This window comes from Streptomyces sp. NPDC102406, from assembly GCF_044765725.1.
In the GTDB taxonomy this organism is placed as follows: Bacteria; Actinomycetota; Actinomycetes; order Streptomycetales; family Streptomycetaceae; genus Streptomyces.
This window is the reverse complement of sequence record NZ_JBIWKP010000005.1, coordinates 585,230-599,304: the sequence shown is the minus strand read 5'-3', so window position 1 is coordinate 599,304 and position 14,075 is coordinate 585,230. Positions and strand designations below refer to the sequence as shown.

Below are 14,075 nucleotides of genomic sequence, written 5' to 3'. Positions count from 1 at the left end.
GTCTGCGGAGTGTGACGTCGAACGCGTGACCCCTTTTGCGCGATGCATGAGTGCACCGGGGTGTGAGGTGTCACAACCCCCACATTCGTTCACCTTTCAACTTCTTAGGTAGAATCGATTCCATGGAGACCGAAACGGCCACGCGGTGGCTGACCGCCGAGGAACAGTGCGCCTGGCGCACCCACCTGGAGGTCAACAGGCTGCTGAACTACCAACTGGAGAAGGATCTTCAGCCCTTCGGCCTGACGATGAACGACTACGAGATCCTGGTGAACCTCTCCGAGGCCGATGAGCACCGGATGCGGATGAGCGACCTGGCCGCGGCGACCCTGCAGTCCAAGAGCCGGCTCTCGCACCAGATCACCCGCATGGAGAACGCGGGTTTCGTGCGCCGCGAGAACTGCGAGTCGGACCGGCGCGGCCTCTACACCGTGCTCACCGACTTCGGTCTGGAGACCATGCAGAAGGTCGCCCCGCACCATGTGGCGTCCGTGCGCAGCCACTTCGTCGATCTCGTCACACCGGAGGACCTGGGCAACCTCAAGAAGGCCCTCACACCCATCGCCGACCACCTGCGTTCGCAGCGCGGCAAACCGTGACACCTGCGAATCCCACGGGTCACGGAGGACCGCCGACCTTCTCCGCGTCCCCCTGCTACCGCACTGTTTTGCCCAACTGAGCGGCGGGCAGCCCGAGTTCGAACAGGGCCCCGCCGCCGGGCGCGGCACGCACGGTCAACGTGCCGCCGTGCCGCACAGCCACGTCCCGGGCGATGGCGAGGCCCAGACCGGCCCCGCCGCCGTCCCGGGAGCGTGCGTCGTCGAGCCGGACGAACCGCTCGAAGATCCGCTCCCGCTCGCTCTCCGGTACGCCGTCCCCGTCGTCGGCGACAGCCAGGACCACCCGGCCGCCCGCCGCCTCCGGGGCCACCGTGACCCGGACGCCGCCACGGGCGTGCCGCTGCGCGTTGTCCACCAGATTGCCGAGCACCCGCGCCAACTGCCCCCGTGAGCCGGTGACATGGGCGCCGCCCCGCGTCCGCACGGCGACCGGGTGCGGATCGCCGGTCCGCTGCGACAGCTCCTCGCGGACCAGCGCGGCGAGATCGACCTCGGCCCCGCCCGGCTTCTCCCCCGCGTCGAGACGGGCGAGGAGCAGCAGATCAGCGGCCAGTTCCTGCAACCGTACGGTGTCCTCGACGGCGCCCGGCACGTCCAGCAGCTCCGGGTGCGCGGCGCCGACCTCGAGCTGGGTGCGCAGGCTCGCGATCGGGCTGCGCAGCTCGTGCGAGGCGTCCGCGACGAACCGGCGCTGGCGCTCCACGGACGCCTCCAGGGCCGCGAGGGTCTCGTTCGTCGTCCGCGCGAGCCGGGCCACCTCGTCGTGCGTGTCCGGTTCCGGCACCCGGCGCGCCAGGTCCTGGGAGGCGGTGACGGCGGCCATCTCGGCGCGGATGCCCTCGACGGGCCGCAGCGCGCGCCGCGTGACCAGCCAGGTGACACCGCCGACGACCACGAGCAGCACCGGGAACCCGATCAGCATGGCGGTCAACGCCGAGGACACGGCGCCCTGTTCGGCGGTGAGGGGGGCGCCCGCGTGGACGGTCAGCTCGCCGTACGGGGTGTCCTCCACCTCGACGGCGGCGAAGCGGTAGTCGGCGCTGTCGCCGTCGACGGTCGCGCTGCCCGCGCTGTAGTCGGTCGCGTCGGACACCTTGCCGCGCTCCCCCGCGCCGTCGTCCCCGTCGTCGTCGGCGGCGGCCTCGACCGGCTTGACCGTCTGCGTGCCGGTTCCGTCGATCCGCTCCAAATCCTCGGAGGCCGCCAGCAGTCTGCCGTCCTCGTCGACGACCTGCACCGGCCGGTCCTCGTCGTCCAGGTCGAGGGCGTCCGGGGCCGTCCCGGTCGCCAGCGACGTGGCCACGCGGCGCGCGCCCGCGTCGGCCGCGCTGCCCGCCTGCCCGGTGAGGTTGGTGCGCAGGGCGAGCAGCACGGCGGTGCCGGCCGCGACGAGGGCGACCGCGACGACGAGGGTGGCGGCGAGCGCCGCGCGGGCCCGTACCGAGCCGAGGGCCCGTCCCACCCGCCTCACCTGGGGAGCTCAAGGCGGTATCCGGCGCCGCGCACGGTGCGGATGAGGGAGGCGTCGAGCTTGCGGCGCAGGGCGCTGACGTAGACCTCGACGATGTTCGGATCGCCCTCGTAGGCGAAGTCCCACACGTGCTCCAGGATGTCGCCCTTGGACACGACCTCACCGGCGCGCAGCACGAGCTGTTCCAGGACGGAGAACTCCTTGGCGGTCAGGGCGATGTCGCCGTGTTCGGCGTGGGTGACCCGGCGGGCCGCGGTGTCCACCTCGTACGGTCCCAGGGTGTGCAGCGGCGAGGCTTCGCGCGCGCGGCCACGGCGCCGCAGCAGGGCCTTCACGCGGGCGACGAGGACGACGTAGGAGAAGGGCTTCGTCAGGTAGTCGTCGGCGCCCGTGTCGAGCCCCTCGGCCTCGTCGTACTCGCCGTCCTTCGCGGTGAGCATGAGGATCGGCACGTCCTCGCCGGCGGCGCGCAGGGCGGCGCAGACGCGGTAGCCGTTCATGCCCGGCAGCATGATGTCGAGGACGACCAGGTCGTACGTTCCCTCACTCGCGCGGTGCAGCCCTTCCAGGCCGTCATGGACGACATCCACGGCGTAGCCCTCGGCGGTGAGGCCCTTGGCCAGCGACAGGGCGAGCCGCTTTTCGTCCTCGACAATCAGCAAGCGCATGCCGACAAGGGTGGCAGGTCGAACCTGAAGTCTTCTTCAGGCTTCTTCAGCGGGGCTTCAGGGTCGCTCGGGCAGGTTGGTTCCCGTCGGACCACGAACGACGCCGGATCCACGGACGGAGAACCTCATGAAGCGCCGTACGACCACCATCGCCGCCATCGCCGCCGTCGCCCTGCTGGGCGCGGGCACCGCCACCACGGTGGCCGTCGCCGAGAGCGACCCGTCGGGCCCGGCCGCCTCGCAGTCGAGCGTGCGGGTGAAGGACGACGGCGACAGCGACGCGCGGGAGAACGCGGCCGAGGCGAAGGGCGCGAAGATCAGGGCCGAGGACGCGATCGCCGCCGCCCTGAAGCACACGCCGGGCACCGCGACCGGCGCCGACCTCGACTCCGACGACGGCGCCCTGGTCTGGGAGGTCGACGTCGTCAGCGGCGGCGACACCTGGCACGACGTCGACGTCGACCCCGGCACGGGCAAGGTCCTCGGCTCGCACACCGAGAAGGCCGACGGCGACGACGCCGATGCCGCGGCGCGGGTGTCCGCCGCGCTGAAGAACGCCCCGACGTCCGCGGGGGCCGCGGCCCGCGCCGCGGCCGACAAGGGGACGGTGACCTCGGTGGACGCGGACGACGACGGCGCGGTCGGTGCCTGGGAGGTCGAGACGACCTCGGCCGACGGCAAGCAGCGGGACTGGCACGTCGACCTCCGGTCGGGCGCGGTGACGGTGGACCGCTCCGCGGACGACGAGGGTGACGACGGCGACGACGACTGAGCCGTCCCGAGGCTCATTCCGCGCAGCGAACACCGGTGGGGCTCGACGGTGCGACGGGTGCGGGCCGCGGTGCCCGCCGCACCGTCGTCGCCAGCCCCGCCAGCAGGGGGGCCGTCGCCGCCGCCGCGAAGCAGACGGACAGCGGGAGATGGCCCACCAGGAGCCCCACCCCGGCCGTGCCGCCCGAACTCCCCGCGTTCACGGCGGTGTTGACCCAGGCGCCCGCCTGGGTGCGCAGGCCCGGGTCCACCGCCTCGTCCGCGATGAGGTACGCGGTCGTCAGGGCGGGCGCGACGAACAGGCCCACGCACGCCACGGCCGCCGCGAGGGCGAGCAGCCCGGGGGCGAGGGCCGCGGCGCCCAGGGCGGCCGCGAGGCCGAAGGTCAGCAGGGTCAGCCGGGAGCGCGCGGGGATCCGCCACTCGACGGCGCCGTTGACGAGCCCGCCCACCGCGCTGCCCGCCGACAGGGCCGCGAGGATCCAGGCGGCCGTGTCGGCCCGCCCGCGGTCCCCGGCGAAGGCGAGCACGAGCAGATCGGTCGCGCCGAGGGCGACGCCGACCCCGAGCGTCACGGCCACGGGGTGCCCGATCCGGCCCACGACCCGGGCTCGTTCCCGGCGCCGAGGGCCCTCCAGAACCACCGACCCCACCGGGGGCGAGGCCACGAACACCAGCGTCCCGACCGCGACGAGCCCGGCGCTCAGGGCGACCCCGAGCGCGGCCGGCGCGCCCAGGACGAGCACGCCGACGAGCAGCGGCCCGGAGACGAACAGCAGCTCCTCGGCGACTCCATCGAGGCTGTAGGCGCGCTGCAACAGCCGCTTGTCGGGCAGCAGCCGGGACCACACCGCCCGCATCGTCGGGCCCAGCGGCGGGGTCGCGGCCCCGGCGCACAGGGCCAGGGCGACGAGCAGCCACCCGGGCGCCCCGGGCCGCCAGGTCACGGCGGCGACCACCCCGAGCAGGGCGGCGTACCCCAGGGCCATCGGGGTCAGGGCGCGGCGCGGACCGTACCGGTCGACGAACCGGGCGCGCAGCGGCGACAGGAGGACACTGGCGGCGCCGAACACCGCCATGACGGTGCCCGCGACGGCGTAGGAGCCGGTGGTGGCCTCGGCCGCGAGCATCAGGGAGAGGGAGACGGTCCCGTACGACAGCCTGCCGAGCAGGGCGGCGCCAAAGGTGCGCAGGGCATACGGGGTCCGCAGGACAGCGGCGTACATGATGGGTTTCCTCCGGGCGTGCGAAAGAGCTCGACGGGGCGTGGACGCACCGGAGTTCTATGCACGGAGGAAGGTCATGCCGGACACGGTAGCAGCGGCACAGGAGTCCCGGAAGTGCGCGGCGGAAGCCCGGCCCACTCGGCTCCCGGTGGCTCAGCTCCCGGTGACTCCCTCCACCAGTTCGTCGGCGGCCCGGTAGGGATCGAGCTCTCCGGCCACGATCCGCTCGGCCAGCGCGCCGAGGCGCCGGTCCCCCGACAGGTCGCCGATGCGCTCGCGCAGCGCGGTCACCGCGATCGTCTCGACCTCGCGGGCGGCGCGGGCCGCGCGGCGCTCGGCCAGGACCCCGCGCTCCTCCATCCACGCCCGGTGCTTCTCCAGCGCCTCGACGACCTCGTCGACGCCCTCGCCGCGCGCCGCGACGGTCTTCACGATCGGGGGGCGCCAGTCGCCGGGGGCGCGGGCCTCGCCGAGGCCCAGCATGTGGTTCAGCTCGCGGGCGGTGGCGTCGGCGCCGTCCCGGTCGGCCTTGTTGACCACGTAGACGTCGCCGATCTCCAGGATCCCGGCCTTGGCCGCCTGGATGCCGTCGCCCATGCCGGGGGCGAGCAGGACGACGCTGGTGTCGGCCTGGGAGGCGATCTCCACCTCGGACTGGCCCACGCCGACGGTCTCCACCAGGACGATGTCGCAGCCGGCCGCGTCCAGGACCCGGATCGCCTGCGGCGCGGCCCAGGCGAGACCGCCGAGGTGGCCGCGCGTGGCCATGGAGCGGATGTAGACGCCCGGGTCGGAGGCGTGCTCCGACATCCGCACGCGGTCGCCGAGGAGCGCGCCGCCGCTGAACGGGGAGGACGGGTCGACGGCCAGGACGCCGACCCGCTTCCCGGCCCGCCGGTACGCGCTGACCAGCGCCGACGTCGATGTGGACTTGCCGACGCCGGGCGATCCGGTGAGTCCGACCACGTACGCGTTCCCGGTCAGCGGGGCGAGGGCGGCCATGACGTCACGCAGGTGCGGGGACGCCCCCTCCACCAGGGAGATCAGCCGGGCCACGGCGCGCGGCCTGCCCTCTCTCGCCTGGGCGACCAGCGTGGGGACGTCCTGCATCACAGCTCCGTTCACTCAGGCTCGTAGGACTCGTACGGACCGACGTGGGTTACGCCTTGGGGACCCGGACGACCAGCGCGTCGCCCTGGCCGCCGCCGCCGCACAGCGCCGCCGCGCCGACCCCGCCGCCGCGCCGCTTCAGCTCCAGGGCGAGGTGCAGCACGATACGGGCGCCGGACATGCCGATGGGGTGGCCGAGGGCGATCGCGCCGCCGTTGACGTTCACCTTGTCGGCGGAGACGCCGAGGTCCTTCATCGACTGCACGGCGACGGCCGCGAACGCCTCGTTGATCTCGATGAGGTCGAGGTCGGCGACGTCCAGGCCCTCCTTCTTCAGGGCGTGCCGGATCGCGTTCGAGGGCTGCGACTGGAGCGAGTTGTCCGGGCCCGCCACATTGCCGTGCGCGCCGATCTCGGCGATCCACTCCAGGCCGAGCTCCTGCGCCTTGGTCTTGCTCATCACGACCACGGCGGCGGCGCCGTCCGAGATCTGCGACGAGGTGCCGGCGGTGATCGTGCCGTTCTTGTCGAACGCGGGGCGCAGCTTGGCCAGCGACTCGGCCGTGGTCTCGGGGCGGATGCCCTCGTCCTTGCTGAACAGGACCGGGTCGCCCTTGCGCTGCGGGATCTCGACGGGCGTGATCTCGGCCTCGTACAGGCCGTTCTTCTGCGCGGCGGCGGCCCGCTGGTGGGAGAGGGCGGCGATCTCGTCCTGCTCGGGGCGGGCGATGCCGAGGCGGGTGTTGTGCTTCTCCGTCGAGGCGCCCATGGGGATGTTCTCGAAGGAGTCGGTCAGGCCGTCGTACGCCATCGCGTCGAGCATCTCGACGGCGCCGTACTTGTAGCCCTCGCGCGACTTGGGCAGCAGGTGCGGGGCGTTGGTCATGGACTCCTGGCCGCCGGCGACGACGATGTCGAACTCGCCGGCGCGGATGAGCTGGTCGGCGAGGGCGATCGCGTCGAGGCCCGAGAGACAGACCTTGTTGATCGTGAGCGCCGGCACGTTCATCGGGATGCCCGCCTTGACGGCGGCCTGGCGTGCCGGGATCTGCCCTGCCCCGGCCTGGAGCACCTGCCCCATGATCACGTACTGCACCTGGTCGCCACCGATACCCGCACGGTCGAGGGCGGCCTTGATCGCGAATCCGCCGAGATCCGCGCCGGAGAAGGACTTCAGCGAGCCGAGGAGCCGGCCCATGGGCGTTCGCGCGCCCGCGACGATCACTGAGGTGGTACCGGTCGTTCCAGACATGAGGCACGGCCCCTTGAGGGATAGGGAGTGAACGAGGGTTTACCCGAATGTACTGAGCGGTAAGCCGCACGTCATCGCCCGGCGAGTGTGATCGCGCGCACGTTGCGTAACCACCGTGGACCGCGCTGCACTTACAGCATGCTGACGCGAATCGACCACATCGGGATCGCCTGCCACGACCTCGACACGACCGTCGAGTTCTACCGGGCCACGTACGGCTTCGAGGTGTTCCACACCGAGGTCAACGAGGAGCAGGGCGTGCGCGAGGCCATGCTCAAGATCAACGGAACGAGTGACGGGGGCGCCTCCTACCTCCAGCTCCTCGAACCCACCCGCGAGGACTCCGCGGTGGGCAAGTGGCTGGCCAAGAACGGTGAGGGGGTGCATCACATCGCCTTCGGGACCGCCGACGTCGACGCGGACGCCGCGGACATCAGGGGCAAGGGCGTACGCGTCCTGTACGACGAGCCGCGACGGGGCTCGATGGGGTCGCGCATCACGTTCCTGCATCCCAAGGACTGCCACGGTGTGCTGACCGAACTCGTCACCGCGGCCACCGGGGAGACGGCGGAGCACTGACCTTCACATACTTGGGGCCGGTAGGGTTGGGGGGTGGCTGTCGCGTGCACACGGGACGACGGGGCAGCCGCGGGCCGGGGTCCGGGTATCGGGGGACAAGGGTCGGGGCAGTCGGGCTGGCCGTGGGCAAGCCCGGGGCGCCGCCGTTCTCGATCTGACACCATTCCCCGGGAGCCCCCGTTCGGCGGACGGACGGGGCTCGTAAGGAAGTACTTGCGACCAGGGGACGGATGGGACCGCGCAGTGCGGGGCTACGAGAGCCAGGACGGCCACAAGCCGGCTGAGACCGACCATCTCTCGCGGTTCGAAGCCGAGATGGACCGGCTGAAGACCGAGCGGGAGAAGGCCGTCCAGCACGCCGAGGACCTGGGCTACCAGGTGGAGGTGTTGCGCGCCAAGCTGCACGAGGCGCGGCGCAGCCTCGCGACCCGGCCTGCCTATGACGGGGCGGACATCGGCTACCAGGCCGAGCAGTTGCTCCGCAATGCCCAGATCCAGGCCGAGCAGTTGCGCGCCGACGCCGAGCGCGAGCTGCGGGAGGCCCGCGCGCAGACGCAGCGCATCCTCCAGGAGCACGCGGAGCAGCAGTCCCGGCTCCAGGCCGAGCTGCACGCGGAGGCGGTCAGCCGGCGCCAGCAGCTCGACCAGGAGCTGGCCGAGCGCCGCCGCACGGTCGAGAACCACGTCAACGAGAACGTGCAGTGGGCCGAGCAGTTGCGCGCCCGCACCGAGCAGCAGGCCCGCCGCCTCCTCGACGAGTCGCGCGGTGAGGCGGACCAGACGCTGGCCGCCGCCCGCGCCGAGGCCGAGCGGGTCGCCGCGGAGGCGCGCAGGCGGCTGGCCGACGAGGCGGAGAACGCGAGCGCCCAGGCGCAGGCGATCCTGGCCCGCGCCCGCCAGGACGCCGAGCGGCTGCTGAACGCGGCCTCCACGCAGGCGCAGGAGGCCACCGACCACGCCGAGCGGCTGCGCTCGACGACGACCGCCGAGTCGGACGCCGCCCGCCGCCAGGCCACCGAGCTGAGCCGCGCCGCCGAGCAGCGCATCAGCGAGGCCGACACCGCGCTGCGCGAGGCCCGCGCCGAGGCCGAGAAGGTGCTGAGCGAGGCCAAGGAGGCCGCGGCCAAGCAGCTCGCGAACGCCGAATCGGCCAACGAGCAGCGCACGCGTACGGCCAAGGAGCAGGTGGCCCGCCTCGTCGCGGAGGCCACCAAGGAGGCCGAGGCCACCAAGTCGGAGGCCGAGCAGCTCGTCTCCACCGCACGCGCCGAGGCCGAGCAGTTGATCGCGGAGGCCAAGGAGAAGGCCCGCACGGTCACGGCGGAGGAGACGGCGGGCCAGCTCGCGAAGGCCGCCAGGACCGCCGAGGACGTGCTCAACAAGGCGTCCGAGGAAGCGAAGTCGACGACGAAGGCCGCCACCGAGGAGGCCGAGCGCATCCGCGCCGAGGCCGAGGCGGAGGCGGACCGGCTGCGGGCCGAGGCGCACGACATCGCCGAGCAGCTCAAGGGCACGGCGAAGGACGACACCAAGGAGTACCGCGCCAAGACGGTCGAGCTCCAGGAGGAGGCGCGGCGGCTGCGCGGCGAGGCCGAGCAGTTGCGTGCCGAGGCCGTCGAGGAGGGTGACCGGATCCGGGCCGAGGCCCGGCGTGAGGCCGTCCAGCAGATCGAGGAGGCGGCGAAGACCGCCGAGGAGGTGCTGTCCAAGGCGCGCGCGGACGGGGACGAGCTGCGGACCGCGGCGACCGCCGAGAGCGAGCGGGTGCGCACCGAGGCCATCGAGCGGGCCACGGCGCTGCGCAAGCAGGCCGAGGAGACGCTGGAGCGCACGCGCGAGGAGGCCGAGCGGTACCGCGCCGAGGCCGAGGAGCAGGCGGAGAGCGTCCGGACCGAGGCGGAGCGTGCCGCGCAGGCCCTGAAGGACGAGACCGAGCGCGCCCTGAGCGCCCGGCAGGACGAGGCGGCCCGCGAGCTGACCCGGCTGCACACCGAGGCCGAGGAGCGTCTGACCGCGGCCGAGACGGCGCTGGACGACGCGCGCGCCGAGGCCGACCGGCTGCGCAAGGAGGCCGCCGACGAGAGCGAGCGCCTCAGGTCCGAGGCGGCCGAGCGCGTACGCACGCTGCGGGCGCAGGCCGAGACGGAGGCCGAGCGGCTGCGCACGGAGGCCGCGGCGGACGCCTCGACGACGCGTTCCGAGGCGGAGAACATCGCGGTGCGGCTGCGCTCCGACGCCGCCGCCGAGGCCGAGCGCCTCAAGACGGAGGCGCAGGAGTCCGCCGACCGCATCCGTTCCGAGGCGCAGAACGCGGCGGAGCGCATCGCCACGGAGGCCGCCGAGACGCTGGCCGCCGCGCAGGAGGAGGCCGCTCGGCGCCGCCGCGAGGCCGAGGAGACGCTCGGGAGCGCGCGCCAGGAGGCCGACCAGGAGCGCGAGCGGGCCCGCGAGCAGAGCGAGGAGCTGCTCGCGGTGGCGCGGGCCCGGGTCGACGAGGCGCAGGCCGAGGCGAACCGGCTCGTCGAGGAGGCGGACCGCCGGGCGACCGAGATGGTGTCGGCCGCCGAGCAGACCGCGCAGCAGGTGCGCGACTCCGTGGCCGGGCTCCAGGAGCAGGCGCAGGAGGAGATCGCGGGGCTGCGCAGCGCCGCCGAGCACGCGGCGGAGCGCACGAAGCAGGAGGCGCAGGAGGAGGCCGACCGGGTCCGCTCCGACGCCCACGCCGAGCGCGAGCGCGCCACCGAGGACGCCCATCGCGTGCGTGGTGAGGCGAGCGCCGAGGCGGAGGCCGCCAAGTCCCTCGCGGAGCGCACGGTCGCGGAGGCCATCGCCGAGTCGGAGCGGCTGCGCACGGAGGCGTCCGAGCACGCCCAGCGGGTGCGTACGGAGGTCTCGGATCTACGGACGGCCGCCGATCAGGACGCGTCCCGTACGCGTGCGGAGGCGCGCGAGGACGCGAACCGGATCCGGTCGGACGCGGCGGCGCAGGCCGACACGCTGATCACCGAGGCCACCGCCGAGGCCGAGCGCCTGACGACGGAGACGAACGCGGAGGCGGAGCGCGTCCGCGCCGAGTCCACGGCGAAGGCCGAGGAGCTGGTCGCCGCGGCGACCGCGGAGGCCGAGCGGCTGCACGCCGAGTCGACCGCCGCCGCCGAGCGGTTGGCCGACGACACGCGGGCCGAGGCCGAGCGGTTGCGGGCCGAGTCCGTCGCGCAGGCCGAGAAGCTGATCTCGGACGCGACCGGCGACGCGGAGCGGCTGCGCGCCGAGGCGGCCGAGACGGTCGGCTCCGCGCAGCAGCACGCCGAGCGGATCCGCGTCGAGGCCGAGCGGGTCAAGGCGGAGGCGGCGGCGGAGGCCGAGCGGGTGACGGCCGCCGCGCGGGAGGAGTCCGAGCGCACCCTGGACGAGGCCCGCAAGGACGCCAACAAGCGGCGTACGGAGGCCGCGGAGCAGGTCGACAAGCTCATCACGGAGTCCGCCATGGAGGCGGAGAAGCTGACGCGCGAGGCGCAGGAGGCGGCGCAGAAGACGACCGCCGACGCCGAGGCGCAGGCCGACACGATGGTCGGCGCGGCCCGCCAGGAGGCCGAGCGGCTCGTCTCCGAGGGCACGATCGAGGGCAACGCGCGCGTGGAGAAGGCGCGTACGGACGCGGACGAGTTGCTGGTCGGTGCCCGCCGGGACGCGACGCAGATCCGGCAGCGCGCCGAGGAGCTGCGCGACCGCATCACGACCGAGATCGAGGAGTTGCACGAGCACGCCAGGCGCGAGTCGGCGGAGGCCATGAAGAACGCGGGCGAGCGGTGCGACGCCCTGGTCAAGGCGGCGGAGGAGCAGCTCGCGGAGGCGCAGGCCAAGGCGAAGGAGCTGCTGAACGACGCCAATTCCGAGGCCAGCAAGGTGCGTATCGCCGCGGTGAAAAAGGCCGAGGGTCTACTCAAGGAGGCCGAGCAGAAAAAGGCCGAGCTCACGCGCGAGGCGGAAAAGATCAAGGCCGACGCGGTGGCGGAGTCCACGGCCATGATCGAAAAGGGCCGGCGGGAGCTCGACGTCCTGGTCCGGCGCCGCGAGGACATCAATGCCGAGATTTCGCGTGTCCAGGACGTGCTGGAGGCGTTGGAAAGCTTTGAGACGCCGTCCGGCAACGGGGGCAAGGACGGTGGCGTCAAGGCGGGCGCCACAGCGGGGGCCACACGTTCGGGTGGCAAGGGGGCGGAAGGCTAGCCAGGAAGACGATCGTTGTGCTTCGCACGGACCTTCGAGTCGGTATCTGGCAAGCACTCCGCCGTTACGCCACTCAAAAGGAGTGTCATTCTCCAGATCAAACAGGCATCTGCTCGATGACACGCCGCCCGGACCCCTAGGATTCCCTCTATCACCTCACCGGTCTCATTCGACAGGAACCCCATGAGCGACACTTCCCCCTACGGCTTCGAGCTTGTGCGGCGTGGGTACGACCGCGCTCAGGTGGACGAACGCATCTCGAAGCTCGTCTCCGACCGTGACAGCGCTCTGGCCCGTATCACTGCTCTGGAAAAGCGCATCGAGGAACTCCACCTCGAGACGCAGAACGCCCAGGCGCAGGTGAACGACGCGGAGCCGTCGTACGCCGGCCTCGGCGCGCGCGTCGAGAAGATCCTCCGCCTCGCCGAGGAGGAGGCGAAGGACCTGCGCGAGGAGGCCCGCCGGGCCGCCGAGCAGCACCGTGAGCTGGCCGAGTCCGCGGCCCAGCAGGTGCGCAACGACGCGGAGTCGTTCGCCGCCGAGCGCAAGGCCAAGGCCGAGGACGAGGGCGTCCGGATCGTCGAGAAGGCCAAGGGCGAGGCGACCACGCTGCGCTCCGAGGCCCAGAAGGACGCGCAGCAGAAGCGTGAGGAGGCGGACGCCCTCTTCGAGGAGACCCGCGCCAAGGCCGCCCAGGCCGCCGCCGACTTCGAGACGAACCTGGCCAAGCGCCGGGAGCAGTCCGAGCGCGACCTGGCGTCCCGTCAGGCCAAGGCCGAGAAGCGTCTCGCGGAGATCGAGCACCGGGCCGAGCAGTTGCGCCTGGAGGCCGAGAAGCTGCGTACCGACGCCGAGCGCCGGGCCCGCCAGACGGTGGAGACGGCCCAGCGTCAGGCCGAGGACATCGTGGCGGACGCCAACGCGAAGGCGGACCGTATCCGCAGCGAATCGGAGCGCGAGCTCGCGGCGCTGACGAACCGTCGCGACTCGATCAACGCTCAGCTCACGAACGTGCGCGAGATGCTGGCGACGCTCACCGGTGCCGCGGTCGCCGCCGCCGGTACGCCGGCCGAGGACGAGCCGATCTCCCGGGGCGTGCCCGCGCAGCAGTCCCGCTGAGGCGAACCGTCTCCTCAGGACGACGAAGCCCCCTGCCGTGTCCGAGTGGCAGGGGGCTTTCGCGCGCCCTACCGTGACCGCATGATCGAGCTTGAGGGGCTGACCAAGCGGTACGGCGAGAAGACGGCCGTCGACGACCTGACCTTCTCCGTGCGCCCGGGCATCGTGACGGGCTTCCTCGGGCCGAACGGCGCGGGCAAGTCGACCACCATGCGCATGATGCTCGGTCTCGACAACCCGTCCGCCGGCACGGTCCGTATCGACGGCAAGCACTACGCCCAGCTCAGGAACCCCCTCAAACACATCGGTGCGCTCCTGGACGCGAAGGCGATGCACGGTGGTCGCAGCGCCTACAACCATCTCCTCTGTCTGGCGCAGTCGAACGGGATCCCCCGGAGCCGGGTGCACGAGGTCCTGGACACGGTCGGTCTGACGAGCGTGGCGAAGAAGAAGGCCAAGGGCTTCTCGCTCGGCATGGGCCAGCGGCTCGGCATCGCGGGCGCGCTCCTCGGCGACCCCCGGATCCTGATGTTCGACGAGCCGGTCAACGGGCTCGACCCCGAGGGCATCCACTGGATCCGCAACCTCATGAAGTCCCTCGCGTCGGCCGGACGTACGGTCTTCGTCTCCTCGCACCTGATGAGCGAGATGGCGCTCACCGCCGACCATCTGGTGGTCATCGGCCAGGGCCGCCTCCTCGCCGACACGTCCATGGCGGACTTCATCCGGCAGAACTCACGCGCGTACGTCCGGCTGCGCTCACCCCAGCGCGAACGCCTCCTGGACGTGCTCCACGAGGCGAGGATCACGGTCGTCGAGGCGGGCAACGGCACGCTGGAGGTCGACGGGCACTCCGCCGAGGAGGTGGGCGAGCTGGCCGCGGAGCACCACATCGTCCTGCACGAACTCAGCCCGCAGCAGGCCTCGCTGGAGGAGGCGTTCATGCAACTGACGGCGGAGTCGGTCGAGTACCACGCGCATTCCGAGACCTCAGGCCCCCAGTGGGGCACCACCGGGAAGGGGGCCTGA

Annotated in this window: 11 protein-coding genes; 6 read left to right on the top strand and 5 right to left on the bottom strand. The window is 72.7% G+C overall.

From position 1 onward, the window contains the following. Window positions 1–122 precede the first annotated feature (122 nt). A complete protein-coding gene (locus ACIRF8_RS23915; protein WP_404217478.1) occupies window positions 123–599 on the top strand; it encodes a MarR family winged helix-turn-helix transcriptional regulator in 477 nt (158 codons plus the stop codon). Window positions 600–654: 55 nt separating this feature from the next. Here ACIRF8_RS23915 and ACIRF8_RS23910 read toward each other — a convergent pair whose 3' ends face one another. Then, window positions 655–2,082: an ATP-binding protein gene (locus ACIRF8_RS23910; RefSeq protein ID WP_404217477.1), complete on the bottom strand. Its 1,428-nt coding sequence runs from the start codon at window positions 2,080–2,082 to the stop codon at window positions 655–657. Between the two features lie 5 nt (window positions 2,083–2,087). After that, window positions 2,088–2,759 carry a response regulator transcription factor gene (locus ACIRF8_RS23905; RefSeq protein ID WP_404217476.1) on the bottom strand — a complete coding sequence of 224 codons (672 nt, stop codon included), beginning with the start codon at window positions 2,757–2,759 and terminating at the stop codon, window positions 2,088–2,090. A 127-nt stretch (window positions 2,760–2,886) separates the two neighbouring features. On the opposite strand from ACIRF8_RS23905, the gene ACIRF8_RS23900 reads away from it, so the two are divergent. Beyond that, window positions 2,887–3,531: a PepSY domain-containing protein gene (locus ACIRF8_RS23900; protein WP_404217475.1), complete on the top strand. Its 645-nt coding sequence runs from the start codon at window positions 2,887–2,889 to the stop codon at window positions 3,529–3,531. Window positions 3,532–3,544: 13 nt separating this feature from the next. Here ACIRF8_RS23900 and ACIRF8_RS23895 read toward each other — a convergent pair whose 3' ends face one another. The 3 genes from ACIRF8_RS23895 to ACIRF8_RS23885 form a co-directional block, all read right to left on the bottom strand. Beyond that, window positions 3,545–4,756: an MFS transporter gene (locus ACIRF8_RS23895; protein WP_404217474.1), complete on the bottom strand. Its 1,212-nt coding sequence runs from the start codon at window positions 4,754–4,756 to the stop codon at window positions 3,545–3,547. A gap of 153 nt (window positions 4,757–4,909) precedes the next feature. Continuing rightward, window positions 4,910–5,866 (bottom strand): methylmalonyl Co-A mutase-associated GTPase MeaB, encoded by a 957-nt coding sequence (gene meaB / locus ACIRF8_RS23890; protein ID WP_404217473.1) that lies wholly within the window; start codon window positions 5,864–5,866, stop codon window positions 4,910–4,912. Window positions 5,867–5,915: 49 nt separating this feature from the next. Beyond that, window positions 5,916–7,118 carry an acetyl-CoA C-acetyltransferase gene (locus ACIRF8_RS23885; RefSeq protein ID WP_404217472.1) on the bottom strand — a complete coding sequence of 401 codons (1,203 nt, stop codon included), beginning with the start codon at window positions 7,116–7,118 and terminating at the stop codon, window positions 5,916–5,918. 138 nt (window positions 7,119–7,256) lie between these two features. Between ACIRF8_RS23885 and mce the strand changes: the two genes are divergently transcribed. The 4 genes from mce to ACIRF8_RS23865 all read left to right on the top strand — a co-directional run bounded on the left by mce (window position 7,257) and on the right by ACIRF8_RS23865 (window position 14,075). Continuing rightward, window positions 7,257–7,697 (top strand): methylmalonyl-CoA epimerase, encoded by a 441-nt coding sequence (gene mce, locus ACIRF8_RS23880; protein WP_404217471.1) that lies wholly within the window; start codon window positions 7,257–7,259, stop codon window positions 7,695–7,697. A 243-nt stretch (window positions 7,698–7,940) separates the two neighbouring features. Continuing rightward, window positions 7,941–11,927 carry a polarized growth protein Scy gene (scy, locus tag ACIRF8_RS23875; RefSeq protein ID WP_404217470.1) on the top strand — a complete coding sequence of 1,329 codons (3,987 nt, stop codon included), beginning with the start codon at window positions 7,941–7,943 and terminating at the stop codon, window positions 11,925–11,927. Window positions 11,928–12,110: 183 nt separating this feature from the next. Next, a complete protein-coding gene (locus ACIRF8_RS23870; RefSeq protein WP_404217469.1) occupies window positions 12,111–13,046 on the top strand; it encodes a cellulose-binding protein in 936 nt (311 codons plus the stop codon). A gap of 81 nt (window positions 13,047–13,127) precedes the next feature. Next, window positions 13,128–14,075, top strand: coding sequence for an ABC transporter ATP-binding protein (locus ACIRF8_RS23865; RefSeq protein ID WP_404217468.1), 948 nt, complete (start codon window positions 13,128–13,130; stop codon window positions 14,073–14,075).